Origin of the sequence: Bacillus sp. FSL W8-0920 (assembly GCF_038593215.1) — a bacterium.
GTDB lineage: Bacteria > Bacillota > Bacilli > Bacillales > Bacillaceae > Bacillus > Bacillus pumilus.
In genome coordinates, this window is record NZ_CP151974.1 from 2,476,081 (window position 1) to 2,501,790 (window position 25,710).

At 42.6% G+C, this 25,710-nt stretch carries 31 protein-coding genes, 1 riboswitch and 1 other annotated feature; of the genes, 5 read left to right on the plus strand and 26 right to left on the minus strand.

The genetic code is table 11. The features are described 5' to 3' along the window. Positions 1-20: 20 nt before the first annotated feature. From NSS78_RS12555 to NSS78_RS12570, 4 genes are all read right to left on the minus strand, one after another. Positions 21-221, minus strand: a complete 201-nt coding sequence (locus NSS78_RS12555) for a DUF2905 domain-containing protein (RefSeq protein ID WP_003216361.1) — start codon at positions 219-221, stop codon at positions 21-23. After that, positions 214-1,218, minus strand: coding sequence for a Holliday junction branch migration DNA helicase RuvB (ruvB, locus tag NSS78_RS12560; protein WP_050943663.1), 1,005 nt, complete (start codon positions 1,216-1,218; stop codon positions 214-216). Before ruvB ends, NSS78_RS12555 begins: the two co-directional genes overlap by 8 nt. 11 nt (positions 1,219-1,229) lie before the next feature. Beyond that, complete coding sequence (gene ruvA, locus NSS78_RS12565) at positions 1,230-1,835, minus strand: Holliday junction branch migration protein RuvA (protein ID WP_044140019.1); 606 nt, start codon at positions 1,833-1,835, stop codon at positions 1,230-1,232. 148 nt (positions 1,836-1,983) lie between these two features. Next, a complete protein-coding gene (locus NSS78_RS12570) occupies positions 1,984-2,484 on the minus strand; it encodes an intercompartmental signaling factor BofC (RefSeq protein WP_170966011.1) in 501 nt (166 codons plus the stop codon). 238 nt (positions 2,485-2,722) lie between these two features. Here NSS78_RS12570 and NSS78_RS12575 point away from each other — a divergent pair, with 238 nt between their 5' ends. Next, the gene (locus tag NSS78_RS12575) at positions 2,723-3,367 is read left to right on the plus strand and encodes a protein kinase family protein (RefSeq protein WP_137054909.1); all 645 of its coding nucleotides are present in this window, start codon (positions 2,723-2,725) and stop codon (positions 3,365-3,367) included. Between the two features lie 233 nt (positions 3,368-3,600). On the opposite strand, the gene NSS78_RS12580 is transcribed toward NSS78_RS12575, so the two are convergent. Then, positions 3,601-3,780, minus strand: coding sequence for a hypothetical protein (locus tag NSS78_RS12580; protein WP_034620653.1), 180 nt, complete (start codon positions 3,778-3,780; stop codon positions 3,601-3,603). 195 nt (positions 3,781-3,975) lie between these two features. On the opposite strand from NSS78_RS12580, the gene NSS78_RS12585 reads away from it, so the two are divergent. Then, positions 3,976-4,122: a hypothetical protein gene (locus NSS78_RS12585; RefSeq protein ID WP_003216600.1), complete on the plus strand. Its 147-nt coding sequence runs from the start codon at positions 3,976-3,978 to the stop codon at positions 4,120-4,122. 35 nt (positions 4,123-4,157) lie between these two features. Here NSS78_RS12585 and thiC read toward each other — a convergent pair whose 3' ends face one another. After that, complete coding sequence (thiC, locus tag NSS78_RS12590) at positions 4,158-5,918, minus strand: phosphomethylpyrimidine synthase ThiC (RefSeq protein ID WP_050943661.1); 1,761 nt, start codon at positions 5,916-5,918, stop codon at positions 4,158-4,160. A gap of 127 nt (positions 5,919-6,045) precedes the next feature. Further along, a riboswitch (TPP riboswitch) is annotated at positions 6,046-6,154 on the minus strand. 237 nt (positions 6,155-6,391) lie between these two features. Here thiC and NSS78_RS12595 point away from each other — a divergent pair. After that, a complete protein-coding gene (locus tag NSS78_RS12595) occupies positions 6,392-7,024 on the plus strand; it encodes a LysE family transporter (protein WP_226803775.1) in 633 nt (210 codons plus the stop codon). A gap of 40 nt (positions 7,025-7,064) precedes the next feature. Here the strand turns inward: NSS78_RS12595 and NSS78_RS12600 are convergent, their stop codons facing one another. The 5 genes from NSS78_RS12600 to nadB form a co-directional block, all read right to left on the minus strand. Next, a complete protein-coding gene (locus NSS78_RS12600) occupies positions 7,065-7,682 on the minus strand; it encodes a YhcN/YlaJ family sporulation lipoprotein (protein ID WP_003216228.1) in 618 nt (205 codons plus the stop codon). A 133-nt stretch (positions 7,683-7,815) separates the two neighbouring features. Further along, the gene (safA, locus tag NSS78_RS12605; protein WP_309217037.1) at positions 7,816-9,045 is read right to left on the minus strand and encodes a SafA/ExsA family spore coat assembly protein; all 1,230 of its coding nucleotides are present in this window, start codon (positions 9,043-9,045) and stop codon (positions 7,816-7,818) included. Positions 9,046-9,176: 131 nt separating this feature from the next. Then, the gene (gene nadA, locus NSS78_RS12610) at positions 9,177-10,286 is read right to left on the minus strand and encodes a quinolinate synthase NadA (protein WP_050943658.1); all 1,110 of its coding nucleotides are present in this window, start codon (positions 10,284-10,286) and stop codon (positions 9,177-9,179) included. Further along, positions 10,273-11,136 carry a carboxylating nicotinate-nucleotide diphosphorylase gene (nadC, locus tag NSS78_RS12615; protein WP_212046174.1) on the minus strand — a complete coding sequence of 288 codons (864 nt, stop codon included), beginning with the start codon at positions 11,134-11,136 and terminating at the stop codon, positions 10,273-10,275. Before nadC ends, nadA begins: the two co-directional genes overlap by 14 nt. Continuing rightward, positions 11,118-12,692, minus strand: coding sequence for an L-aspartate oxidase (nadB, locus tag NSS78_RS12620; protein WP_212046175.1), 1,575 nt, complete (start codon positions 12,690-12,692; stop codon positions 11,118-11,120). Before nadB ends, nadC begins: the two co-directional genes overlap by 19 nt. A gap of 85 nt (positions 12,693-12,777) precedes the next feature. Between nadB and NSS78_RS12625 the strand changes: the two genes are divergently transcribed. Both NSS78_RS12625 and NSS78_RS12630 read left to right on the plus strand, forming a co-directional pair. Next, on the plus strand, positions 12,778-13,929 hold the full coding sequence (locus NSS78_RS12625) for an IscS subfamily cysteine desulfurase (protein ID WP_282959901.1): 1,152 nt from the start codon (positions 12,778-12,780) through the stop codon (positions 13,927-13,929). Positions 13,930-13,932: 3 nt separating this feature from the next. Then, a complete protein-coding gene (locus tag NSS78_RS12630; RefSeq protein ID WP_050943655.1) occupies positions 13,933-14,475 on the plus strand; it encodes a transcription repressor NadR in 543 nt (180 codons plus the stop codon). Between the two features lie 24 nt (positions 14,476-14,499). Here the strand turns inward: NSS78_RS12630 and pheA are convergent, their stop codons facing one another. The 15 genes from pheA to radC all read right to left on the minus strand — a co-directional run bounded on the left by pheA (position 14,500) and on the right by radC (position 25,698). After that, positions 14,500-15,378 carry a prephenate dehydratase gene (gene pheA / locus NSS78_RS12635; RefSeq protein ID WP_003216746.1) on the minus strand — a complete coding sequence of 293 codons (879 nt, stop codon included), beginning with the start codon at positions 15,376-15,378 and terminating at the stop codon, positions 14,500-14,502. 18 nt (positions 15,379-15,396) lie between these two features. Then, entirely contained in the window at positions 15,397-15,840 is a 444-nt protein-coding gene (locus NSS78_RS12640) for an ACT domain-containing protein (protein WP_003216269.1), read from the minus strand. 55 nt (positions 15,841-15,895) lie between these two features. Beyond that, the gene (gene obgE / locus NSS78_RS12645) at positions 15,896-17,182 is read right to left on the minus strand and encodes a GTPase ObgE (RefSeq protein WP_003216191.1); all 1,287 of its coding nucleotides are present in this window, start codon (positions 17,180-17,182) and stop codon (positions 15,896-15,898) included. A 30-nt stretch (positions 17,183-17,212) separates the two neighbouring features. Further along, entirely contained in the window at positions 17,213-17,797 is a 585-nt protein-coding gene (locus NSS78_RS12650; RefSeq protein ID WP_003216825.1) for a sporulation initiation phosphotransferase B, read from the minus strand. 254 nt (positions 17,798-18,051) lie between these two features. Further along, a complete protein-coding gene (rpmA, locus tag NSS78_RS12655; RefSeq protein WP_003216586.1) occupies positions 18,052-18,336 on the minus strand; it encodes a 50S ribosomal protein L27 in 285 nt (94 codons plus the stop codon). Between the two features lie 12 nt (positions 18,337-18,348). Beyond that, a complete protein-coding gene (locus NSS78_RS12660) occupies positions 18,349-18,687 on the minus strand; it encodes a ribosomal-processing cysteine protease Prp (protein WP_003216478.1) in 339 nt (112 codons plus the stop codon). A gap of 14 nt (positions 18,688-18,701) precedes the next feature. After that, complete coding sequence (gene rplU / locus NSS78_RS12665) at positions 18,702-19,010, minus strand: 50S ribosomal protein L21 (protein WP_003216781.1); 309 nt, start codon at positions 19,008-19,010, stop codon at positions 18,702-18,704. A 12-nt stretch (positions 19,011-19,022) separates the two neighbouring features. Further along, positions 19,023-19,095, minus strand: a sequence feature (ribosomal protein L21 leader region). Positions 19,096-19,161: 66 nt separating this feature from the next. Beyond that, the gene (locus NSS78_RS12670) at positions 19,162-20,031 is read right to left on the minus strand and encodes a M50 family metallopeptidase (protein ID WP_212046178.1); all 870 of its coding nucleotides are present in this window, start codon (positions 20,029-20,031) and stop codon (positions 19,162-19,164) included. Further along, on the minus strand, positions 20,024-20,815 hold the full coding sequence (locus NSS78_RS12675; RefSeq protein WP_050943654.1) for a M23 family metallopeptidase: 792 nt from the start codon (positions 20,813-20,815) through the stop codon (positions 20,024-20,026). Before NSS78_RS12675 ends, NSS78_RS12670 begins: the two co-directional genes overlap by 8 nt. 112 nt (positions 20,816-20,927) lie before the next feature. Next, positions 20,928-21,731, minus strand: coding sequence for a septum site-determining protein MinD (minD, locus tag NSS78_RS12680; protein WP_003216504.1), 804 nt, complete (start codon positions 21,729-21,731; stop codon positions 20,928-20,930). Positions 21,732-21,733: 2 nt separating this feature from the next. Then, complete coding sequence (gene minC, locus NSS78_RS12685) at positions 21,734-22,417, minus strand: septum site-determining protein MinC (RefSeq protein WP_106029075.1); 684 nt, start codon at positions 22,415-22,417, stop codon at positions 21,734-21,736. 54 nt (positions 22,418-22,471) lie between these two features. After that, positions 22,472-22,990, minus strand: coding sequence for a rod shape-determining protein MreD (gene mreD, locus NSS78_RS12690; RefSeq protein ID WP_034661648.1), 519 nt, complete (start codon positions 22,988-22,990; stop codon positions 22,472-22,474). Continuing rightward, on the minus strand, positions 22,987-23,886 hold the full coding sequence (gene mreC / locus NSS78_RS12695; RefSeq protein ID WP_050943652.1) for a rod shape-determining protein MreC: 900 nt from the start codon (positions 23,884-23,886) through the stop codon (positions 22,987-22,989). Before mreC ends, mreD begins: the two co-directional genes overlap by 4 nt. Before the next feature lie 27 nt (positions 23,887-23,913). Next, positions 23,914-24,933 (minus strand): rod shape-determining protein, encoded by a 1,020-nt coding sequence (locus NSS78_RS12700; RefSeq protein ID WP_003216532.1) that lies wholly within the window; start codon positions 24,931-24,933, stop codon positions 23,914-23,916. 90 nt (positions 24,934-25,023) lie between these two features. After that, positions 25,024-25,698, minus strand: coding sequence for a DNA repair protein RadC (gene radC, locus NSS78_RS12705; protein ID WP_034620589.1), 675 nt, complete (start codon positions 25,696-25,698; stop codon positions 25,024-25,026). Between the last annotated feature and the right edge of the window lie 12 nt (positions 25,699-25,710).

A 25,710-nucleotide genomic window follows, 5' to 3' on the forward strand; every position in this document is an offset into this window, starting at 1 on the left:
CTGTAGTTAACTAGTTAACGTTATTTCATCCGTCCAAAGATATTCAGTAATATCGTGAGCACGATGCTAATGACAATGCATGTGATCACAGGAAAAAAGAACGTCACATTTCCTTTTTTCACAAAAATATCACCTGGAAGCTTACCAACCAATTGAAAACCTAATCCTGCGGCAAAAAGGACACCACCTAAAATCATCAATATTTTAGGGAATTCAGTCACGAATCGGAACCTCCATTTGAAAATGTTCATACGCTTCTCTTGTGACGACCCGTCCTCTTGGTGTTCTTTGCAGGAAACCAATTTGCAGTAAATACGGTTCGTACACATCTTCAATCGTATGTGATTCTTCTCCAATTGTCGCTGAGATCGTATCAAGCCCAACAGGCCCGCCTCTAAATTTTTCAATCATACTTAAAAGCAGCTTATGGTCGATATGATCAAGACCAAGCTTGTCGACTTGAAGGCGCTCAAGGGCATCTTCTGCAATGTCCTCGGTAATCGCGTGATTCCCAAGCACCTGCGCAAAATCTCTTACTCTTCTGAGTAGACGATTGGCAACCCTCGGCGTACCGCGGGAACGTCTTGCGATCTCTTCGGCTGAGCGAAGATCGATCCCAATCTCGAACAGCTCTGCTGTTCTTGAAACAATGTGAGCCAAATCTCTTTGCTCATAGTATTCCAATCTTGCATGTACTCCAAACCTGTCACGAAGCGGCGCTGTTAAAAGCCCGACACGGGTCGTAGCACCTACAAGTGTAAATGGCGGTAAATCAAGCCGTACAGAGCGCGCTGTATCTCCTTTGCCAATGACGATATCTAAACAAAAATCCTCCATTGCTGGATAAAGCACTTCCTCAATTGAGCGCTGCAAGCGATGAATTTCATCTATAAACAGCACATCACCTGGCTCAAGAGACGTTAAAATCGCCGCCAAATCACCAGGACGTTCAATCGCTGGTCCAGATGTCGTCCGCAGCTGAACATTCATTTCATTGGCAATAATCGAGGCGAGCGTTGTTTTCCCGAGTCCGGGCGGTCCGTATAAAAGGACATGATCGAGTGTTTCCTGCCTCATCCGGGCAGCTTCAATAAACACGCTGAGGTTATCCTTTACTTTTTGCTGACCGATATATTGGCTAAGTGTCTGTGGCCGCAGACTTTGCTCAATGGCTGATTCATGGTTGTCTGCTTCAGTTGAGACGAGCCGTTCATCCATGAGACATCACCCTATTTCAACATTTTTTGTAAAGCTTTTTTCACATATTGATCGGTTGTGAGATTCTTTTCTTCTTTTAACAATGGAAGAACCTTTTTAATTTCGCGATCACCGTATCCGAGAACACTTAAGGCTTCAAGCGCTTCGTCTAATGCCGTTTGCTGCGTTTCGACCTGAATATGGTCCTCGTGATTAAATAGATTGCCAATCATTTCAGGCACAACATCAGCTAGCTTTCCTTTTAGGTCGAGAATGATTTGGCGAGCTGTCTTTTTGCCAACACCAGGGAATTTAATCAGGAACGCTTCATCTTCACGTTCTATCGCTGAAATGACAGCGCCAGGATCTCCTGAAGCAAGAATCGCTAGAGCCCCCTTCGGCCCAATCCCTGTGACATTTAACAGTTTTGTGAACAGCGCTTTTTCTTCTCGTGTTTGAAATCCATATAACGAAAAAGCGTCTTCCTTTATGTAATGATACGTATAAATCGTTTCTTGTTTATTGATTTGATAGATAAACGGGTTTGGGCTATAGACTTGATATCCCACTCCGCCGTTTTCTATGACAACATATTGCGGGCACACATAATCAATGGTCCCTTTTACAAACTCTATCACCGTTTTCACCTCTTTGACTGTTCTTCATTGTAACATAAATCGAGAAGAAAACCGCAATAAAAGTTAACATACGTTCGCTCAATGCATTTTTACGATGACACTACGAAAAACAGCTTGCGGCCTTCACACCAGCAAGCTGTTATACGCTTTAAAACGATATTTCATTTCGGTAAGGCTTCATGACTTCAAGCACATGCTCAAATTCATCCTTTGTTCGAAAAGGAATGCCTTGCTCAAGCTGCTCCTCCACATGACTTTCTAAACGGGACGTATCAATTTGAAAAAAGAGATGAATGGGCTCCGCCCAGCCGTCAGGCCTTCCATGAAACGTAGAAATCACACCGTCCTCTGATAATCCGATATATCCATTTGCTTTACTTAATGGAGAGATATCATCAATTTGCTTTCTAAAAAGCGCAAAATCCTCTTTCTGCTCTACTAGCGTCCAGCCTTTATACTGCGACCAGAATGTGTCTTTGTCTTCTAATGATGCCCGGTGTCTTTCAATACTCACATCTCCGTCTAGATAAACTTTTTCAAGCTGTACGGTGATCGAGTTTGACTGCTTTTGCAAGTGTTCTTTTCCTTCCATATCCGTAGCGAAAAAAAGCACACTTGTCATGATAAGTCCTGTAACGAAACATTTCATCTTCACTTTCACTATTTACACCTCTTTAAAACATGAGATCGATGCATGACATATGTAGTTTGACCCATTTTTCTAAACATTAACCAAATCGATGACATGAATATATGGGAAGAGTCTTTCGTTGTATCCTTCATTCGTAAATGGTATGTTTTATACAATCCATTGCTTTATCGAATGCTCGGTTTTTTCATCATTCGTTTTTCAGCCGCATAAACTGAAACCAAAGAAGGTGAAGTCAATGTCAGAAGTCAAAAGATTAGCCGAATCGATTCAGTATCATGAGGATAAACGTCTTCATAAGCTTGCCTTTAAACCGGCAGAGCTTGAGCTGTGCGGCAAAGGAAGAAGTGCCTATGTCTTTTCATACAAAAAAAACGGCAAGAAAATGGCGTTAAAAGTCTTTTTCCCTTCTTATCAGCATATTGCCCGCAAAGAAGCCGCCATTTATGAAAAACTTTCTGGTTCGTCTTACTACCCTGAGATTTATGAATCTGGGGATCAATATATTTTAATGGAATATATTAAAGGACATACATTCTATGAATGCCTCACAAAGGGGATTCCTATTAAAAAACAAATGATTGAACAAGTCGATGATGCGCTAGAAGAAGCACGCGAGAAAGGATTGAATCCTTCTGATATCCATCTGAGGAATCTGATCTTAACAAAGGAAGGACAGGTCAGGGTCATCGACGTTGCCCGTTTCACACAAACAAAAGCATGCCACCAATGGGATGACTTAAAAGCCGCTTACGCTTATTATCAAAAACCTTTTTTCCCGAAAAAAGCACCGCGTCTATGGCTTGAAGTGATTGCTTATTTATATAAAAAGAACTGGCTGTCCCGCGGCCAGCTTAATAATCGGAATGATTTCTCTGCATAATGAAAGCCGCTCTCACTGAGCGGCTTTCAGCGTGTAGACAAACCCTCGCATTCTTTGTCAGTCCTGCGCGCTAGTGCTCACGAATGTTCAATTCGCTCCGCGCCAGTGCTCGCCCTTCCTAGACTTCAAAGGTTTTCTATCACGCTGAAAAGAAGACAAAGGGCTAAAATAAAGATCATTTTAGCCCTTTGTCAACAATCTGAAAGCCGCTCTCACTGAGCGGCTTTTCTGTGTCAATCTGTTTCAACATGGATGCTATTCACATTTAATAAGTTAATGATTTCATTATTCAGCTTAAACCAATGATTGGCTTCTTCAATTTTCTTATACACATCATAGGTAGCTGGACGTTTTAGCTCGAAATCAAGCACTTCCCCATTGTTCATATGAAATGTTACCTTAAATACTTTCATCATAAGATCACCTTCCACTCTCTCTTGTTAGCTGGCCAAATAGATCGGCTCTTTTCATTCATTCTCTACTCAACTCGTTTCCCCTCCTTCTTTCCTTTCAAACACAAGAAGTTTAAATTTTGTTTAAATTCAAACAATATTTCTATCCCTCTTCTTTGCAAAGAAGTATAGTATTTTAAAAAGGAGGTTTTCTTTATGAAACGGAAAAAGAAACGAACATCTCCTGAAAGACAAACAGTCGTGTTTCATTTAACAGATGCCCTCATTCCGAGTCTGGACATGATAGGGGTTGCATTAAAGGCATTTTTCCACCTCTTAAGAAAAGCCTTATCCGCGATCTGATAAAACCCCGCACAACATGCGTGCGAGGTTCTTTTTTAGGATGAATATATTTGACTTCCTTGGCTGATAAACTCCTTCGCCTTCTTCTCCATCTCTTTTTTTACTTCTTCTGATTGATTGCGAATATCATGGGAAATTTTCATACTGCAAAACTTCGGTCCGCACATTGAGCAAAAATGGGCAGTCTTAGCGCCTTCGGCAGGCAATGTTTCATCATGGAACGCCATCGCTCTTTCTGGGTCAAGTGACAGGTTGAATTGGTCCCGCCATCTAAATTCAAACCTTGCTTTCGATAAAGCATCATCGCGCTTTTGAGCAGCAGGATGTCCTTTTGCTAGATCAGCAGCATGTGCAGCAATTTTATAGGCGATCACACCTTCTCTTACATCTTCTTTGTTCGGCAGCCCTAAATGCTCTTTTGGCGTCACATAGCATAGCATCGCTGTTCCATACCAGCCGATCATAGCTGCGCCGATGGCAGATGTAATATGATCATATCCCGGAGCAATATCTGTTGTAAGAGGTCCTAATGTATAAAATGGTGCCTCTTTGCAAATCTCCATTTGTTTGTCTACATTCTCTTTGATTTTATCCATTGGAACATGCCCAGGTCCTTCAATCATCACCTGAACATCATGTTTCCAAGCGATCTCTGTCAATTCACCTAACGTTTCCAGCTCTGCAAACTGCGCTTCATCATTGGCATCAGCTATTGATCCTGGTCTAAGCCCATCTCCAAGTGAAAAGGCAATATCATACGTTTTCATAATCTCACAAATGTCTTCGAAGTGGGTATAAAGGAAATTTTCTTGATGATGGGCAAGACACCATCTTGCCATAATGGCACCGCCTCTTGAAACAATACCGGTTACCCGATCGACTGTCAGCGGAATATACCTTAATCGCACGCCCGCATGAATCGTGAAGTAGTCTACTCCTTGCTCTGCTTGTTCAATTAACGTGTCTCTGTACACGTCCCACGTCAAATCTTCTGCCACGCCATTCACCTTTTCAAGCGCCTGATAAATGGGAACGGTGCCTACTGGGACTGGGCAATTGCGTATGATCCATTCTCTCGTTGTATGAATGTCCTTTCCTGTAGACAGATCCATCATAGTGTCTGCACCCCATCTGATTGCCCAAGTCATTTTTTCAACTTCTTCATCAATGGATGATGTCACAGCTGAATTGCCAATGTTCGCATTGATTTTGACATGAAAATGCCTTCCGATAATCATCGGTTCACTTTCAGGATGGTTAATATTTGCTGGAATGACGGCTCTTCCGCTGGCTACTTCCTCTCTCACGAACTCAGGACTTAGCCCTTCTCTTAACGCGATGAACTCCATTTCAGGTGTCACAATACCTTTTTTTGCATAATGCATTTGCGTCACACAGGCACCTTGTTTTGCGCGAAGCGGCTCATGATGAAAATCAGTAAGAACATGCTGATGTGACGATTTCTCTTTGGAGCGATATCCGTTATCTTCAGGTTTTACATGACGTCCTTCATAGCTTTCTGTATCCCCTCTTTCTTCGATCCATGCCGCTCTCAGACGATGAAGCCCCTTTGTAACATCGATATGGGCACGCTCATCGGTGTAAGGTCCACTCGTATCGTACACACGAATCGGTTCATTTTGAATGTTTCCTGCCTGCGTCACCGTTTGTGAGAGGGCAATCTCTCTTTTTGGCACTAAAATGTCAGGTCTTGACCCTTTCTCATACACCTTTCGGCTGCCATCAAAGCTTGATAATAACGATTGAGTTGTTAGGGTATTTTTCTTTTCTTTCATTTGCTGTTCTCTCCTTCTCTTCTTGTCACCGGACAGGATGGAATCAGCACCAGCAAAAAAACCAGGCTCTATGAACAGAACCTGGTTTCGTCGTTAGAAATAAACATGAATCTCATTTATAAGACACATGTATCATCTTCAACTTCCCCACGCTGGTACGAGCCAGATCAGGTCCAAAGGGTTAAGAAGCATACACTTCTCTCTCAGCCCAGCCGCGGGCACCCCTAGTCACATTTATTCATTTCCACAACAGTGTAGCATAGAGATGCCATGAAAAAAAGGAGTTTCAGGAAAATAGTTCCTTTTCACTACAAAAGAGATAAAGCCAGCTTGATATACACCTTTATATACATCATCCTCCTCAAACATTTAGATAAAATCTGAAATAATCATTGATCCTTTTCTCCTATTATGTATAATTAATCTAAACGGAGAATTTTTATACAGACTTTTTCAAAGGAAGTTCTAGTCGATTGCAAACATTTCTCACATTTATCGTCATAGGATTCTCAATTGCTCTACCAGTTGGAGCGATCACGGTTGAAATGACAAAACAAGGATTAAAAAACGGCTTCTTTCATGGTTTAACTGTAGGAGCAGGCGGCATGACCATCGATCTCTTACTAATCTTGGCTTTGTATGCTGGATTTGCTCAGTTTTTATCACTGCCATTTGTCCAAATCCCGCTCTGGCTGATCGGAGCTATCTTCTTAATGATGCTCGCATACGATTCCATTAAACATGCGGATCAAGACATCCATTTAGCTGGCGAAAAAGTCAATAAATCTTTCGCAAAAACGTACAGAAACGGCTTGCTTGTCGCGGTGTCTCCTGGAAACCTTGTGTTCTGGGTTTCTGTATTCGGAGCTGTACTGGCAGATGCATATACAAAAACAGATTCATCTGAATTTATGCTGGCATCAGGCGGTATTTTGGCAGGGATTCTCCTTCATGACATCAGTCTTCTCACCCTTGTATCCTTAACAAGAAAAGTGATGAATCGAACGATGATCAAATGGACATCCATTATTGCTGGTATTTTATTACTTGGATTTGGCTGTTATTTCTTTTACGAATTCTATATAGGCATTAAGGTTTATTTTTAAGAAAAGGCTAAAGTTCTTGAGGAACTTTAGCCTTTTTTACTTATCGAGTCATGCCTGTTTGACCTGTTTCAAATTGTGTTCTTCTCATATCTCTAAAGCGTGTGAAAGCTCCCTCGTCTTTAATGACTTGGACAGCTCTTCCATCCGCATAACGAGTCGCTGCTTCTTCCACTTGTGATACGCCCTCTGACGTCAGACGTCCATCTGATTTAATGGCAATATACACATTTTCATCTGTTACCATCACCTGTGAGTCTGCAACGTGGTTCATTTTATTGACGCGATTGGCAATTTTTCTTGAACGCTGCACATTCTCTTGTTTATCGTAGCCAGAGAACGACATTTGGTTATGATAGTTCATATCTCCATGACTGTAGCGTCCGTCACCACCTGCGAGAGGCGTTCGATCATCTGCTTGAGGGCGGGTGCGATAATCAACATTCGTTGTATTCCCACCGTTCATTCCCTCCATGAGTTCAGAAACTGGCCCTTGATGATCTTGGTTATTGTCATCCGCACGGTTATTCGAATGATATCCGACTGGCTGACCTGATTGATTATGACGTGTATCTACACCTGCATTGTCATTTGTACCACATGCCGTTAACCCAATAGGAAGAAGCACTAATGCGATCGTTTTTTGCCATTTTTGTCTCAAATGAAAAACCCCCTGTACAAATTCAATCTCATGAGCGCGAAACAGGCTCTGTTTTAGCATGTACAGTTTGGGGAAAAATCAAGCTGTCAGTTATAAACAAAAAAAGGAACGATTGAGATCGCTCCTTCTGTTATTACTCTTCTTCGTCTTCCTCTGGTCTTGCAAAAACAGATTGACCTGGATATGGCTGCATATAAGGCTGAGCTGGATAAGCCCCCATTTGGCCATAAGGTACAGGATTCGGGTAATGTCCTGGCCATGGCTGATGCTGCTTCATGCCATCATCACATCCGCAGTCTTCCTTGCCATAAGCTTCATTTGAAACATTTGGATAAAAGCCTTGATTCACGTTCGCATTGACATTGGCGTTGGCATTGGCATTTGGATGCATATGGTGGTGCCAGTGATGCCCATCGTTTGCATGATGTTCATAATGTTCTCCGTAATAAGCTGGCGCTTGATACGCAGGATAATACGGCTGCGCTGGGTATGGATATGGCATCATGTGATGGTGATAATATGGCTGGACAGGATAGCAAAGACCTGACCCTGGTAAAATTGGCGATGCTGGCACCATTTGCTGCGGATATGGATACATTGCCGGCATGTAATGACCATGACCATAATAAGGATCATATGCGTCATGGTGATGGTGATGATGTTCCTTATTCTCAGCCATTCCCCCTACCGCTGCGCCTCCTACATTCGGCATTTGCGGGAAATTAGGAAGGTTTGGGTAATTGCTGTGCTCCATATCTTTTCCCTCCTCCTTTTGATGCGGAATATGAATAAACGGATCATACCCCTTTGCCACTTCATCTTTTAAATGACCTTTATTTTCATGGTGGAAATGGTCCTTGTTGTCTTTATGCTCCTTATTCTCATAATGAACATGATCTTTATGATCCTTTTTGTCATGAACATGATCTTTCTTTTCATGAACGTGATCTTTTTTCTCATGATGTTCTTTTTTGGGAGGAGGCGTGAATGGCTGGTAGAGATTGGTCTGATAATAATTCACATCCACTTGTGGAAAAGCTGGCTGCTCGATCTTTGGCACTGGCGGTACATAAGGTACAGGTTCGTTTGGCTTTTCTTTCGGCTTCGTATCTTGCACTTGCACGACATCTTTTGGCTTTTCTTTCACATACGGATGTTCTTTCGGCTTTGGCATTTCTTTTGCTTTCTGATGATCTGTTTTTACAGGAACACCACTAGATGGAATCTTGATCTTCATACCCGGCATGATCAAATCTGGGTTACTGAGCTGTGAATTTAGTTTTTTCAATTCTTGAAAGTCGACTCCGTATTTCTTTGAAATTTTCCAAAGGGAGTCTCCTTTTTGCACAATATGAATTTTCAACGTTTTCCCCTCCTATGCAAAACGTGAACGTAACGGTTATGTCAGAAGTACAATATGTTTCACCATAAATTTATGCCTATTTACAAGCCGATATGATAAAAACTTGTTTTCTGATAGGAGGGGCTGATTCATTATTTAATGGCGAGCATTTTATTCAGTGCAAGTAAAGCGTCTTTTGTCGTGTCTTCATTGACTTGAATCAAACCGACCGGATCACCTTTCTCTATGCTTTCTAGTGACCATAACAAATGAGGGAGATCGATCCGATTCATCGTCAAACATGGACACATATCCGGATTGAGGGATTCGATTTGTTTATCTGGATGCTGATCTATGATACGCTTGACCAAATTCATCTCTGTTCCAATCGCCCACTTGCTTCCTGCTGCTGCTTCCTTGATCGTATCAATAATAAATTTCGTTGAACCGGCAAGATCAGAAGCCGTGACGACTTCATGCGTGCACTCTGGATGGACAAGAATTTGAATGTCACGGTCTCTTTTTCTTGTTTCTTCAATATTCCGCACCGTAAATTTCTCATGGACAGAGCAATGGCCTTTCCATAAAATCATCTTGATGCGGGAAAGAGGCTGATCGGTGATGAGCCTTTCTTCTATTTGATCCCAGACAGCCATTTCTTCAAGTGAAATGCCTAAATCAAAGGCCGTATTACGCCCTAAATGCTGATCAGGGAGAAACAGAATGCGCTCTTTTTGTGTGAGCGCCCACTCCAGCACTTTTTTAGCGTTTGATGATGTCACAGTGGCCCCGCCATGCTTTCCGACAAATGCTTTAATATCAGCTGTTGAGTTGACATACGTAAGTGGAAGAATTGTCTCCCCAAACAGATTAGTCAGCTGCTCCCATGCTCTATCCGTTTGTTTCATGTTTGCCATATCTGCCATTGAACAGCCTGCTCTCATATCTGGCAATAGAACCTTTTGATTCTTGTTTGACAGCATATCTGCCGTTTCAGCCATGAAGTGAACACCGCAGAACACAATGTACTCCGCTTCCTTGTTGTCCGCGGCTATTTGTGCGAGCTGCAATGAATCTCCTGTTGCATCTGCGAATTGGATGACTTCATCCTTTTGATAATGATGCCCCGGTATAAAAAGCTTTGATCCAAAGGCTCGTTTAATGTCTAATACACGCTGCTTCATCTCATCAACAGAGCGGTGTTTATATTCTTCTGGCATCATGGCTGCATGTTGATTCGCGAGTACATTAAGCAGTGACATGAGTGGTTCCCCCTTTATGACTGAATTCCATATTCATACTAAAATCAAATGCTGGGGCAGAATGTGTCAGAAAACCGAGTGAAATAAGGTCGACACCTGTCCCTCTGTAACTTGGCAATGTCTCTAGCGTGATGCCTCCTGAAGCCTCAGTCAGAATTGTCTCCGGCGTCATTTGTTTAAAACGTTTTACTTCGTCCGGAGAGCAGTTGTCAAACATGATGACATCGGCCTTTGCATCTATGGCTTCCTTTAGCTGCGTTTCTGATTCAATTTCCACTTCAATTTTCACCATATGACCGGCATATGCTCTTGCTTTCTCTACTGCTTCACGAATAGAGCCGCATGCGACGATATGATTATCTTTAATCATTACCCCATCTGATAAGCCGAAGCGATGATTCTTTCCCCCACCTGTCTTCACAGCGTATTTCTCTAACATACGCAAGCCGGGCGTCGTTTTTCTCGTATCACAAATCGTAATCGACGGGTCCGCTAATCGCTGCACTGCTTCATGTGTTAAAGTGGCGATACCTGTCATGCGCTGCAAGACATTTAAAATGACCCGTTCTCCTTTTAATAAGTCGCTGACTGGTCCCTTTATTTTCGCCAGCACTGCCCCTGAATGAATCCAATCACCTTCTTTAAAGAACAACTCAGTCTGAATCTGTTCATTCAGCAGGCGGTACCCTATGTCAATGACTTGAGAACCTGCCAATACACCCGATTGTTTTGCGATGATATAGGCTGTTCCTTTCTTTTCTCCAAAAATGCCATCAGCTGATACATCTCCAAAACCAATATCTTCTGTGAAAAAATGAGTCAGCATTTGTTTTAACTGTAAACGTTCCATTTGGCACCGATCCTTTCATTTTTCATCATGTGAATGTGGCCTTTTTCATGGACAATTTGCACACCCCGCCATAATGCATCATTCCGATTTGGATAATCCATTCGATAATGACCACCTCTGCTTTCTGTACGAAGTAATGCAGACTTCACAAGGCAAATCGCTAATGCCCATTGATTGCTTAATTCGATCTGTTCACTTGTGATATCCTTCACATTCATTTGCTGATAAGGGACTTCCTGTAATGTTTGCAGTAAGGTCTTTAGCCCTTTTTCGTCTCTTACAATTGCGGCATATGTCGTCATCCATTGTCTCAACTGATTCTCTGAAATCTCTGGCACGGACCATATTTCTTGAATTGAGAAAGAGGGGATTGTTTTTTTCTGTTTAGGTACTTGTTCAATTCTCCGTGCCGCTTTGTTTCCTAAAACGAGACCTTCCAAGAGAGAATTACTCGCCAATCGGTTCGCTCCGTGTAAGCCTGTACAGGCCGCTTCTCCGATAGCAAAAAGAGATGGAACCGTCGTTTCTCCATATTCATTCACGCAGATTCCGCCCATTAAAAAATGCATACCAGGGGAAACTGGGAGCCTGCCGCTTGCCATATCGACACCTGCACGCTCACACATTGCAGCAATGGCTGGAAAACGAACTGAGAAATGTGGAATTTCGCTGATATTGAGATACAGCTCATGACCTAATTGCTGCTCATGAAAAATAGCTCTAGCAACAATATCTCTAGGCGCTAAATCAGCTTGTGGGTGAACACCTTTCATGATCCTCCTGCCTGTTTCATCTTCTAAATAGGCTCCCTCTCCTCGGACTGCCTCTGAAACGAGACCGACTGCTTTTCCAGCGATCGTCAAGAGGGTGGGATGGAATTGAACAAATTCGAGATCAGCTAATTGTGCTCCGGCTCGATAAGCCATCATCAGTCCGTCTCCTGTTACAGAAGGGTCATTTGTGTTTGTTTCATATAGGGAGCCGCAGCCGCCCGTGGATAAAACAACGGCATCTGCGGTCATGGTATGTACGCGATCTTTCTCATCTTTCCAGACCACTCCTATGCAGGTTCCTTCGTGAACGAGCAGATCAACGACATGGGAATTTTCATATATATGAATATGTGAGCCAAGCTGATTTTTTAAATACTGCACGAGGGTTTTACCTGTTTGGTCTCCTCCTGCATGCAAAATGCGATGAGTCGTATGCGCCCCCTCTTTACCTAATTGCGGCACGCCCGTCTCCGTTTGATCAAATGGACAGCCTTCTTCTACGAGCTGCTCCACCATATGCTTTCCAAGACGTACGATCTCTTGTACCGCCCTTTCATCATTGTGATCACAGCCGGCGGCTAATGTGTCTTGTACATGCTGATGAACAGAATCCTGTGCTGAAAAGGCAGCAGCGATTCCTCCTTGTGCAAGCATGGAATTACTAGAGGAAAATTGTTTTTTTGTCATCATGATGACTTCGCAGCTTGCTGAAATGGTTTTTGCAAAGGAAAGCGCTGCAATGCCTGATCCCACCACAATGATTTTTTTGATTGATGACACCATCGCCCCTCCTGTCATTTACACCTGTCTTGACACATATCATTACACAACACTACAATAAATACAAGAAAAAATTTTCTCATAGGAGATGGATGGATTGGTTTATTTAGATTACGCAGCTTCTACACCTGTTTCGGAGGAGGCACTGCATGTTTTTCATCAGCTAAGTAAAGATTGCTACGGGAATGCAAGCAGTCTACATGATGCAGGCGGAAGAGCAAATGACATACTGACTTACAGCAGACAATCAATCGCTGCCATTCTTGAGGGCGAACCAGAGGGCATCTACTTTACAAGCGGCGGAACGGAATCCAATCTTCTTGCGATTCAATCGATGGCAAATGGTCTGCCAGCAGACAGGCAGCATGTCATCACAACTTCTGTAGAGCATCCTTCTGTTCATCATGCGGTTAAGAGCTTAGAGCGTCTTGGCGCGAAAGTTACGATCATTGAACCGAATCAAGATGGGATCATCACTCAGGACATTCTCAAAGATGCATTATTGCCTGAAACAGGATTAGTATCTATCCAGCATGCTAATTCAGAAACAGGGATTATCCAGCCGCTCGCTGAATTAGCACCCATTTTAAAAGAAAGGCACATTCTTTTTCATACAGATGCCGTGCAAACATTCGGAAAGGTTCGTATGTCCATCAAGGAGCTTGGGGTTGATGCCGTATCCATCTCTAGCCATAAAGTGTATGCACCTAAGGGCGCTGGTGCTGTCTATATGGGCGCTCACGTTCCTTGGAAGCCTTTATATTCAGGTGCAGTTCAGGAAAATGGCTTCCGCCCTGGAACAGTGAACGTTCCATGCATCGGTGCTTTTGCTGCTGCGAGCGAACAATTGATACTTAAGCAAGATGAGCAAAAACAGCAAAATGAGCAGCTTCGTGATTATTTTCTTCAGCAGCTGAAAATGAGACAGCTTCCTGTTCGTACACTTCAGAACAATGGCAATCGCCTTATGCTGCCTCATATTATTGGTTGTTTTTTTGAAGGGTTTGAAGGACAATATGTAATGTTAGCATGTAACCGGCATGGGATTTGTATATCGACTGGAAGCGCATGTGCTTCTGGTTATCATCATCCTTCCCCGGCTGTGAAGGCATTGCACGTATCAGACCGTGATGCTCTTCAATTCATTCGACTATCATTTGGATCGAAGTCATCAAAAGAGGACATCGATCAGCTTTTGCATACATTTGAACAATTGCAAAAGGAGAAGAAAGGAGCATAAGACGTGGAGCAAGAGAGGAAACTCATTGGCGAAGAGAGAAGAAACGCCATTTTAGAGTGGCTAAAAGAGACAGATACACCGCTCACCGGAAGCTTTTTGGCTAAAAAGGCGGCTGTCTCTCGACAAGTCATTGTACAAGATATCTCACTATTGAAAGCAAAAAACGAACCCATTATTGCCACAAGTCAAGGCTATGTGTATATGGCATCTCAGCATGCGCCAGAAAGAGAAATTGAACAAATCATCGCCTGCAAGCATGATCCTGTTCGTACAGAAGAGGAACTGACCTTAATTGTAGACTTTGGGGTGACGGTAAAAGATGTGATTATAGAACACCCTGTTTACGGTGAACTAACGGCCTCGATTCGCGTCAGCACTCGCAAGCAAGTAGCTGATTTCGTTCATCATATTTCTAACACGGGCGCCTCCTACTTGTCAGAACTAACAGACGGTGTGCATTTACATACACTCACTTCTTACAGTCAAAAGCAGCTTGACCAAGCCATCCAAGCGCTCGATGATGCTGGCTTTTTAATTAAAGACTAAAAAAATAGTGTCCTATAAGGGACACTATTTTTCATTCGTTAGTTCATATGTTTGGTAGCTGCCGAGCAATTTGACTTCACAGCCAATCGCTTCTAATTCCTGAATCGCGCCAGGGACAAGGACATCATCCATTTCTTTTTCTATATCTATAATAAATAAATAGTGTCCAAGTCCAGTTTTTGTTGGACGAGATTCAATTTTTGACAAGTTGAGATTTCGCCAAGAAAAGGCAGATAACACGCGGTGCAATGCACCTGATTGGTCATCCTTTGGCAGACTGACGACAATGGTCGTTTTTGGCTTCGATGAGAACCCTGCATTCATTGGGAACGATGCTTTAGGATCTTTATGTAAAATAACAAAGCGTGTATGATTGTGCGGATAATCATGAATGTCTTTTTTTGCAATCGTTAAACCATACGTTTGTGCGGCAATTTCATTCGCAATGGCCCCAGCAGCCTCATCCGGATGCTCACTGATATATTTCGCTGCATAACCTGTTGATTCAACTGGACGATGCGGAATATCTGGGTACTGCTTTTTCAGAAATTGATGACACTGGGCAATCGCGTGCGGATGTGATTGGATCACATCTAATGTCTCCCAGCTTTCCGCTCTTGATGGGTGGACAAGCAAATGCTGCCGAATCGGTGCTGTCATTTCACCAACAATGGACAGCGCTTCTTCATGAATTAAATAATCAATCGTTAAGTTTACAGATCCTTCGAGTGCATTTTCAAGTGGAACGACCGCCAAATCGACTTCGCCTTTTGACACAGCATCCATACATTGCGGAATCGTTGCATAGGCACGCTGCATTGCATCTGCTGGAAAGCAAGAGCATACGGCCAAATGAGTAAATGTTGCCTCTGGTCCAAAATAACCTACAGTTAATTGCTTCATCTGCTATGATCTCTCCTTTTACGCCCCAGAACCTAGAATTTCAACTTTTTCGACAAATTCAAGTTTTCTTAATTGATTCATGACTGTATTGATATCATCTGCCATACCAGCCGTGCTAATGGATAGGGTGACATTCGCTCTTCCTTGCAGCGGAATCGTTTGGTGAATGGATAACACATTACAGCCAGAGTCAGCCACAATTTGCAGCAGTCTTGACAGAGCCCCAGACCGATCCTCAAGGTGGAAAAACAATGTGATGATCTGCTCTTTCACCATCGTATAAAATGGAAAAACAGCATCTCTGTATTTATAAAAAGCACTGCGGCTTAAATCCGCTTGTTGAACAGCATCGGCAACTGAATCCGCTTTTTTGCGATCGAGAAGCTTTTTGACTTCAAGCGTTTTTCGCATCGCATCTGGAAGGACATCCTCTCTTACTAAATAGAACGTTTCTTCTTTCACCTGTTTTCTCCCCTTTTAAAAACGGGAGAGCCCATGGACTGGACCCTCCTTTTGATCAATCAATAAATTCAAATTCAAATTCAAGCAGACGAATGATGTCGCCGTCTTGTGCACCACGCTCACGCAAGGCATCATCGACACCCATTCCGCGCAATTGTCTAGAGAATCGTTTCACGGACTCATCTCTTGAGAAATCTGTCATCTTAAACAGTCGCTCAAGTGCTTTACCCGTTATGACAAATGTACCGTCAGGATCTCTTGTGATCTCGAATGGTGCATCTCCCTCATCAAACCTGTACATTACGCGGTTATCAGACAGTTCCTCTTCATTATAAAGCGGGAATTCCGGTGTTGTTTCAAGCTGATTGGCGATTTCAAATAAAAGCTCACGAAGCCCTTCTCTTGTGATCGCACTAATTGGGAACACTTTATAGTCATCCGTTAATTTTTCTTTAAATGCCGCTAGATTGTCAGCTGCATCTGGCATGTCCATTTTGTTCGCTACAATGATTTGTGGACGCTCAGTCAATCTCATATTGTATTGCTCAAGCTCTTCATTAATCGTCACATAATCTTCGTACGGGTCACGTCCTTCAAGTGCTGACATATCAATGACATGGACAATGACGCGTGTCCGCTCAATGTGGCGTAAAAATTGATGACCTAAGCCAACACCTTCGTGCGCGCCTTCGATCAGTCCTGGCAGATCCGCCATGACGAAGCTTCGGTTATCATCTGTTTCGACAACTCCTAGGTTCGGCACAAGCGTTGTGAAATGATAATCTGCAATTTTCGGTTTCGCAGAAGAGACAATTGAAAGCAGTGTCGACTTCCCGACACTTGGGAAACCAACAAGTCCAACATCTGCAAGTACTTTTAATTCTAAGATGACGTCACGTTCTTTACCTGGCTCGCCATTTTCAGAAAGCTGTGGTGCAGGGTTTGCCGGTGTTGCGAAACGTGAATTTCCACGTCCGCCTCGTCCGCCTTTTGCAATGACTGCCCGCTGTCCATGCTCTGTTAAGTCTGCGAGTACTTGTTCTGTCTCTGCATCCGTCACAACCGTACCGGGCGGAACTTTGACAACCATTTCTTCCGCATTTCGGCCGTGCTGGTTTTTACTCATTCCGTGCTCGCCGCGATCCGCCTTAAAATGGCGCTTATAACGAAAGTCCATCAATGTTCTGAGTCCTTCGTCTACTTCAAATACAACATCTGCACCATTTCCACCATCGCCGCCAGCCGGTCCGCCTTTTGGCACATATTTTTCACGACGAAACGCCACCATACCGTTTCCGCCGTCACCGCCTTTAACATACACTTTAACCTGATCTACAAACATAACTTCCTCCGTTTCTCTGCATCACATATCTCATTCTTGCCTCAAACAAAGCTCGATCATGGACTCATGACTTGTCACATGAAATTGAACTACACTCATACATGGATAGTTTGCGTCATGAAACGCATTTAACGCATCCAAACTTGTTAATTTTCCTTTGAAATCAAAATATAAGATCACATCATTCTCTTCATGATCTGTTTGGAACGTGACCGTTAAATGATTTTCAGTTTTTTGGCAAACTGATTGATCGAATATCGAAAACAACTCCTGTGATACCGTTAGCAGCTGCGATTCATATGCTGATAAGTCTCGGGTTTCACCAAGCACTTCGTATTCTAAGGTGATAAAATGCGACTCCCAATTAAATGTTAGAAAGTAATAGGCCAATTGGGGAATTTTTAAATTTGAGAGTTTGGATTCATGCTGTGCTTCAATGACCATTTCTTCTATAATTTCAAACACACGGTCATATTTTTCTAATGTCAAGTTGCCCTTGATCAGCTGCAATTTATTCATCCAGTCATGTCTTGAACGACTGAGCAGATAGATCAATTCATTTGTTAATGCAACGTGAGTTAATTTTTCGTTTTGTTTACTTGATATCTCTTCCATTATCGCACTCCCAATCGTTTGGTCTCTCTTTTAGGAGTCTTATCATCAATATGTCTCCCTGAATTATAACAGAGAAGACAGCATAGAAAAACACTAGTTATGTGAGGAAAGGTTGTTTTTTCTGATCTATAGGAGAAAATGAGGCAAAGTCAGCAAACGTTCTTTGATATTGATGGAGTGCATCTCTTTTTCATCTTCGATACTACTTGTAAAAAGTGAAAAAAACTCCAGTCAATGACCGGAGTTTTTAGCAATTATTGTGCCGCAGGATATACGCTCACTTTTTTACGGTCACGACCGAAACGTTCGAATTTAACTGTTCCGTCGATTTTAGCGAAAAGAGTGTCGTCGCCTCCGCGTCCAACGTTTTCACCTGGATAGATTTTCGTTCCACGTTGACGATAAAGGATAGAACCACCAGTTACGAATTGACCATCAGCACGTTTAGCGCCTAAACGTTTAGACTCAGAGTCACGTCCGTTCTTTGTAGAACCTACCCCTTTTTTAGATGCGAAAAATTGAAGATCTAATCTAAGCATGAAGTTCACCTCCTATTTTTTTGTAGATATTCTCACATAATCGTGATAATCTCGTTCGATTGTTTCTAAGGAAACGACCATACCTTCTAAAAGCAGCTGGGCTTTTTCAAAGGATACTGGATCTGTATCAGCCGGCAATTCAAAAGAGAAATAGCCGCCTTCCTCGCCAATATCAAGCAGAGGGTCCAATCCTGTCAGTGCAATAATTGAATTGACTGAGCCGAAAACAACAGCAGATACTCCTGCACAAACGAGATCCTGACCTTTTTCAGCAAACTCGGCATGTCCAGTCATCTGAAAAGACGTAATGCTTTCATCTGCTGCCGACCGAGTAATGGTTGCTTTGATCATATCACTCACACGCCTTAAGCGTTGATTTTTTCGATAACAACTTTAGTGTAAGGTTGACGATGACCTTGTTTCTTGTGGTTGTTTTTCTTCGGTTTGTACTTGAACACAGTAATTTTCTTACCGCGACCTTGTTTTTCAACTTTAGCCGTTACTGTTGCTCCAGCAACTGAAGGGTTACCCACTTTGACAGTGTCTCCGCCGACAAACAATACGTTTTCAAAAGTTACTGTTTCACCTGCTTCAGCAGCTAGTTTTTCAACATAAACAGTTTGACCTTCTTCAACTTTTACTTGTTTACCACCAGTTTCGATAATTGCGTACATCTCTGCACCTCCTAATAAACTCAGACTCGCCGAATACAGGGGGCCTTAGGCTCTTTACACCTGCTTCGCGCGGTTGTAGCACGGGTGCTACATATCCATAACATTAAAAAATATATCAAATTAGACGCAGAATGTCAACGTATTTTCATCACTAGTACGGCAAAAGAAGCTCTTCCATGGAGGAGGTGGTTCTTCGATCTGAAAAATACGCATGAAGCAGTTCATTTTCGTCAAGCTGGCTCATTTTCACGCCATCTCTTTCAATAATAATCGGATGCTTACAGCCTCTTTGGAATCGCGCCATGACTTCATATACTTTTTCCTCAGCGCTCGCTCTCAGCGGAATCAGCTTTTCTACCTTTTGCTCTTTTTTACCGTAATAACGTTCTAGTAAAAAACGAACCCTGACATAATGCCGCTGCCGGTACTCCATCACGAGTGAATAGGCTAAAAAGGTGAGCAGCACCCAGCCGTTGAATTGAAGCGGCGCAAACAAAAGTAATCCGCCTGTCAACAGACTAAAAAAGACAAGGGAGCCTTTTATGGCAAGGGCATGTGCACGTTGGAAAGGGTAATATGCTGATAAGAGCAAAAAGAATAATTTCCCGCCATCTAGCGGCCAAATCGGCAAAAGATTCACAAGGAAAATCGCCATATTATAAAAAGTGAACATCGTAAAAATGTCGTGTGAAATAAGAGAAGCTTCCATGAAAAACCACGCCATTAGCTGGAGCGGTACATGCTGGAGCGGCCCGCATAAAATGACCGCCAGCTCTTCCTTTAGCGGGCGGTTCCCATGCTCTTCTACTTCTACCGCTCCGCCAAACGGGAGTAGAAAAATCCGCCGAATGCGCCAATGATAATAGCAAGCAGCCGCTGCATGTCCAAGCTCATGGACAAAGACGATAATGAGCAGACAAAGCAGCGGCTTGATTTGACCAGAGAGGATCGCAAACGCCATCACAATCCACAGCAGCGGATGAAAGTGAATTTTCGTCAGCATGACCAGCCATCTATTCAAAGGTCATCACCTGAATAGGATCGATAAACTGTTCATTTTGCTTAATGGCAAAGTAATATGTGCCCTTTCCTTGATCATCAAGTGAGATCTGGCCAATTTTCTCACCCTTATCGACAAAATCGTATAAGGCCACATTGGCTTCCTTTAATTGACCGTACCAGCTATAGCTGTTATCCGCATGCTGCACGACCACTGTCAGCCCTGTGTCACTTTTCTTTTTCACTTCTACTACATAGCCTTCCTTCATACTGTCAATCGCTTCAGCCGATGTTTCGATTTTGACACCTGCTCCATTTTGCGTAAAGGATTCCTGTACTTTTCCAGAAGCAGGTACGGCCAGTTCTTGGTTCGCTTGTACATCTTTTTGGTCTTCCTTTTTGTCTGTTAAAAAGGCAAGGGGGTTTCCAACTGTTTTCTCAAACCAGCGATTGGCAGCAGCAAATTGAAAATCTTGCTCAAAGGTCTGCGTAATGATCGGCTTCAGCTGCTGAAACGGCCCTGCCTGACCTTTAAATGAAATGGCTGCAATCAACACAAGAGACGCAGATAATAAACATTTCAGCACAAAGGCATTGGGGTTAAATAGCGGATGCTGATATTTCTTCGGCTGATGAGACGACGATTCAAAGGAAGACGACCCTGAATGCTTTTCTTCCTCTGTCAGCATGACCCATGGAGGGATATCCTCTTTTTTCTTAAAAGTCGTCTTCTTAGATGGAGCAGCTGACTGCTTCGTTTTGCGGCGCTGCGCGATTTTCTTTCGGTACTCGTCCACTCTTTTCATGAGATCACCCTTTACATACAAACAGTTTGTACATTTTATGTGGCGACCTCATCTGATATGCAACAAAAAGACCGATTCTGATCGAATCGGTCTCATCTTACCTGAATGCTTATTAAGCTCTTACACCAAAAAATGCTTTCAGCTTCGCAAACATTCCTTTGTTTTCATCTTCAAATGATTGAAGTGGAACAGATTCGCCTAGTACGCGGCGGGCGATATTACGATACGCAATCGAGACTTTATTTTTAGCATCCATGACAATCGGTTCACCATTGTTTGAAGCCTTAATCACGTCATCATCATCAGCGACAATGCCAAGAAGATCAATCGATAAGTGATGGACAACTTCATCCACATCCATTGAATCGCCACTTTTCGCCATGTGTGTACGAATACGGTTGACAATCAAACGAGGTGGTTCGATATCTTCTTGTTCTAACAAGCCGATGATACGGTCGGCATCTCTTACAGCTGAGATCTCAGGCGTCGTCACGACAATTGCCTTATCTGCACCAGATACAGCATTTTTAAAGCCTTGCTCAATTCCAGCAGGGCAATCAATGACGACATAGTCAAAGTCTTGTTTCAATGATTGAATTAATTCTTTGATCTGCTCCGGCTCTACAGCCGTTTTATCGCTTGTTTGAGCAGCGGGTAAAAGATACAAAAGATCCTCGAAACGCTTATCTTTTACAAGCGCTTGGTGAATTTTACATCTTCCTTCTACTACATCGACTAGATCATAAATAATGCGGTTCTCAAGCCCCATCACGACATCTAAATTCCGAAGGCCAATATCGGTATCAACTAGACACACCTTTTTCCCTTGAATTGCTAGTGCTGTGCCTAAGTTTGCAGATGTTGTTGTTTTGCCAACGCCGCCTTTTCCTGAGGTAATCACAATAGCCTCGCCCAATTTCACATTCCTCCCTCAAGCCTTGTCAGATTAGGTCTTATATGAGCCAATTGCTGCAGGCGTTCAATGATCATGTTGCCATCTATATCTAAATAAGCACATTCCATTTCATTTCCATCTTCTTTTTGATCTGGTGCACGGTTAAACACTTGTGCGATACGAAGCTGTGTTGGAATCATACGAGATGCCGCAATGACAGCTTGTTTATTCCCATTACATCCAGCATGTGCCACGCCTTTTAAAGCACCGAGCACAAAAATATTTCCCCCTGCACGAATCGTTCCGCCAGGATTGACATCTCCTATTAATAAAAGATCTCCTTCGACATACAGCACCTGTCCAGAGCGCACAATTTTCGCTACAGAGGTAATGTCAGCCTCTGCTTTTAATCGTCTCGCCTCTTCAGTTGACATGACGTCACTTTCAATAGAGTGAATGACGAGATGTTCATTTTCAGAGACTGCTTCAGTCAAACGCATTTCCTGATCCTCTGTTAAATACCGAAAACCAAGCTTAATATGCACATTAACCTTATGACCTTCTCTTCCATCTGTATATTGCTCAAGTAAAAGAACCTCTCGCAAGCCAGAAAGAAGGTCATCAAACGAACAGTCATCATTTAACTGTAATGTTAATCCGTTTTTTGTACCTTTTATTGTCACATATTGCTGTTTTTGAGTTTTCAAGATGCTCACCTCAACAACATACTCATTTCGCCGTATTTGGACAAACTCCTGCTTTTATTCGTCGATCAGTCCTTGTTTCATGTTGATGAAAAAGAGCCTAAGCGGCACAACAAGTATGAGAGACGCAGCAGTATTTAAAAGAATCGTTGGAATAAAGCGTTCGATGACATACGTATTAAACGGCATAATCCCTGGTTGAATTGTCGCTTGAACGCCGTACACATAAAACTCCATCACGGAAACAGCAATAATCGACAGAAAGACGACCACTAACATATTCGTTTGCAAAACTTTAAAGGCTTTCGCTAGCAAATAGCAGAGCGCTCCAAAGCCAAACATATGAACACCAAGTATGCCTGTATACGAAATATCATATAAAAGTCCAAAGATAAAACCGAAAATCACACCATATTTTTGATTCACAAACGCCGTCATAAATACAAGTGCGAGTAAGATGAAATGAGGAGCTAAAATTTGATTGTCTGAAACAAATGGGAGCTTCACTAGATCGACAAAAATACTGTCAAATACGAAGATAAACAACATGACGAAAGCAAGAAGGACACGTCTCACGAGCCTTCCTCCTTCGTCAATTCAGATGCATCTGCCGTACTTGAGCTGCGATTCACCACAATCACACGGTCTAAATTGTTAAGTTCAGCCGCTGGTTCTACATAAATGATTTTTGTCAGGCCGTAATGATCTGGCTCGATTTCACTCACCTTACCAATCGTCAAGCCTTGAGGGAATACGCCCCCTGCTCCAGATGTTTCAACAAGATCTCCTTTTTTGACATCTCCATCTGCATCAGATTTCAGAATATTCATTGTCAGCATTTTTTTCTTACTGTCATAGCCGTTAATAATTCCGTTGAGTTCTTCTTTGCCCTTTTTCGCAAAAATTTTCGTTGAAATTCTATTATTTTGGTCAGTAGAGCTTAGCAACCTTACAGTCGAAGTAAAATTGTTGAGCTTATCACTTTCAATTTTCCCAATTAACGCACCACTCTCATTTGTGACCGCCATATCTTTGTCAACGCCTTGTTTTTTCCCTTTATCAATCATGATAAAGCTATCCCAAAGGGACGGGTTTCTCGCGATAACCGTTGATAGAATTGGCGTATAATCACGAATAGAGTTCACATAACCGAGCTGCTTGCGTAGCTTTTTGTTTTCATCTTCTAGTTCTTGTAGTTTCGCCTCATATTGGGTTTGTCCATCAAGTTTTTTTCGAAGACGTTCGTTTTCATCGTATGTGTTCTTTAAATCTTGTACATTCCCATAAATACCGGCAATAAATTGTGATGGTTTATGAAAGACACCTTGAAAAAAGCCTGTCGTATCCCCCACTAATTTTTCCGGCCATGAAGCACCTCTGCCGCTTTTCACTGAAAAACCAATCATGGCCACCAGTACGATGACACAGACAAGGAGCAACATTAATCTTTTATTCATAAAAAACTGCGGCATGTCTTACACCTCTTTATTTACGCCCGATTATCGATTATCTTTTGATTTTCCTTTGAACAAATGAATATGCTCTAGTGCTTTTCCTGTCCCGATCGCCACACAGTCAAGCGGATCTTCAGCAATAATGACTGGCATCTTCGTTTCATCACTAATGACTTTGTCAAGATTACGAAGCAATGCACCGCCGCCAGTTAAGACGATTCCACGGTCCATAATATCTGCTGCCAGCTCAGGCGGAGTTTTTTCAAGTGTCATTTTCACCGCATCAACAATTGTTTCCACTGTATCACGAAGCGCTTTTGCAATCTCATCTGCTGTAATCGAGATTGTTTTTGGCAGACCAGTTAAAAGGTCACGGCCCCGAATATCCATTTCATCATGCACATCAGGCTGCGCAGAACCAATTTCCATTTTAATAGCTTCTGACGTACGATCACCGATCATCAGGTTATACGTTTTACGGATGTAGCTGCTGATCGCATCATCCATTTCATCTCCTGCCACGCGGATTGATTGTGATGTCACAATACCGCCAAGAGAAATAATGGCTACCTCTGTTGTACCGCCGCCAATGTCAACAACCATACTTCCTGTTGGCTCCCATACAGGCAGGTTAGCACCGATCGCCGCAGCAAATGGCTCTTCAATCGGGTATGCGTCACGTGCACCAGCTTGTCTTGTTGCATCAATAACTGCACGCTCTTCTACAGCTGTAATACCAGATGGTACACATACCATCACGTAAGGTTTACGAGCAAAAAGCCCTTTGCCTTTTAATGCTTGATTAATGTAATATTTCATCATTGTTGCTGTCGTCTCGTAATCTGCAATGACTCCGTCTTTCATTGGGCGAAGTGCCACAATATTACCAGGTGTACGGCCAATCATGTTTCTCGCGTCATTTCCAACCGCCACTATAGACTTCGTATCAGTTTCCAAAGCTACGACCGAAGGTTCTCTTACAACAATGCCTTTTCCTTTAATAAAAACAAGCGTGTTCGCTGTTCCAAGATCTATTCCAAGGTCTTTTGTACCAATTCCAAACATATGTATGTATCTTCCTTTCTTAAACCAAAATTCCCTTTAGGGAAAAACTCATAAACTCTATTATATCGTAAAACATTGAAAAAAAAAGTGTTACAAATACCCTTTTTCCTTCAAACTCACAAATTTTTGATCACCTATGACCAGATGATCAAGCAGCTGTATTCCAATCAGCTTTCCACATTCAAAAAGTCGCTGTGTAACTTCAATATCTTCCCTGCTGGGCGTCGGATCTCCAGATGGATGGTTGTGCACACATATAAATGAAGCGGCCGATCGTTTAAAGGCTTCTTTGAAAATTTCACGCGGGTGAACGATCGATGAATTCAGGCTTCCAATAAACACGGTATGTTTATGAAGAACTTGATTTTTTGTATTGAGATAAAGACAAACGAAATTTTCCTGTGTCAAAAATCTCATATCTTCCATCACAAAGTTCGCTCCGTCTTCTGGTGTGCGGATCACATAGCGGTTATCCGTCGTTTGATGGTGTAATCTAGTGCCGAGTTCTAAAGCAGCTAAAAGAGAAATCGCCTTCGCCTTTCCAACTCCTCTAATCTTCGACATTTCTTCAATTGAGGCTTCTTTTACAGAGCGAAGACCGCCAAATGTTTGCAGAAGTCTTGCAGAAATTTGGAGAACTGATTCTTTTTTCGTGCCTGTTCTTAGAAGGATCGCAACAAGTTCATGATTTGACAAACTGCTGGGCCCGTATTTGATAAATCGTTCTCTCGGTTTTTCATCATGAGGGAGATGCTTTAGCAGCATAGGGAAATCGTT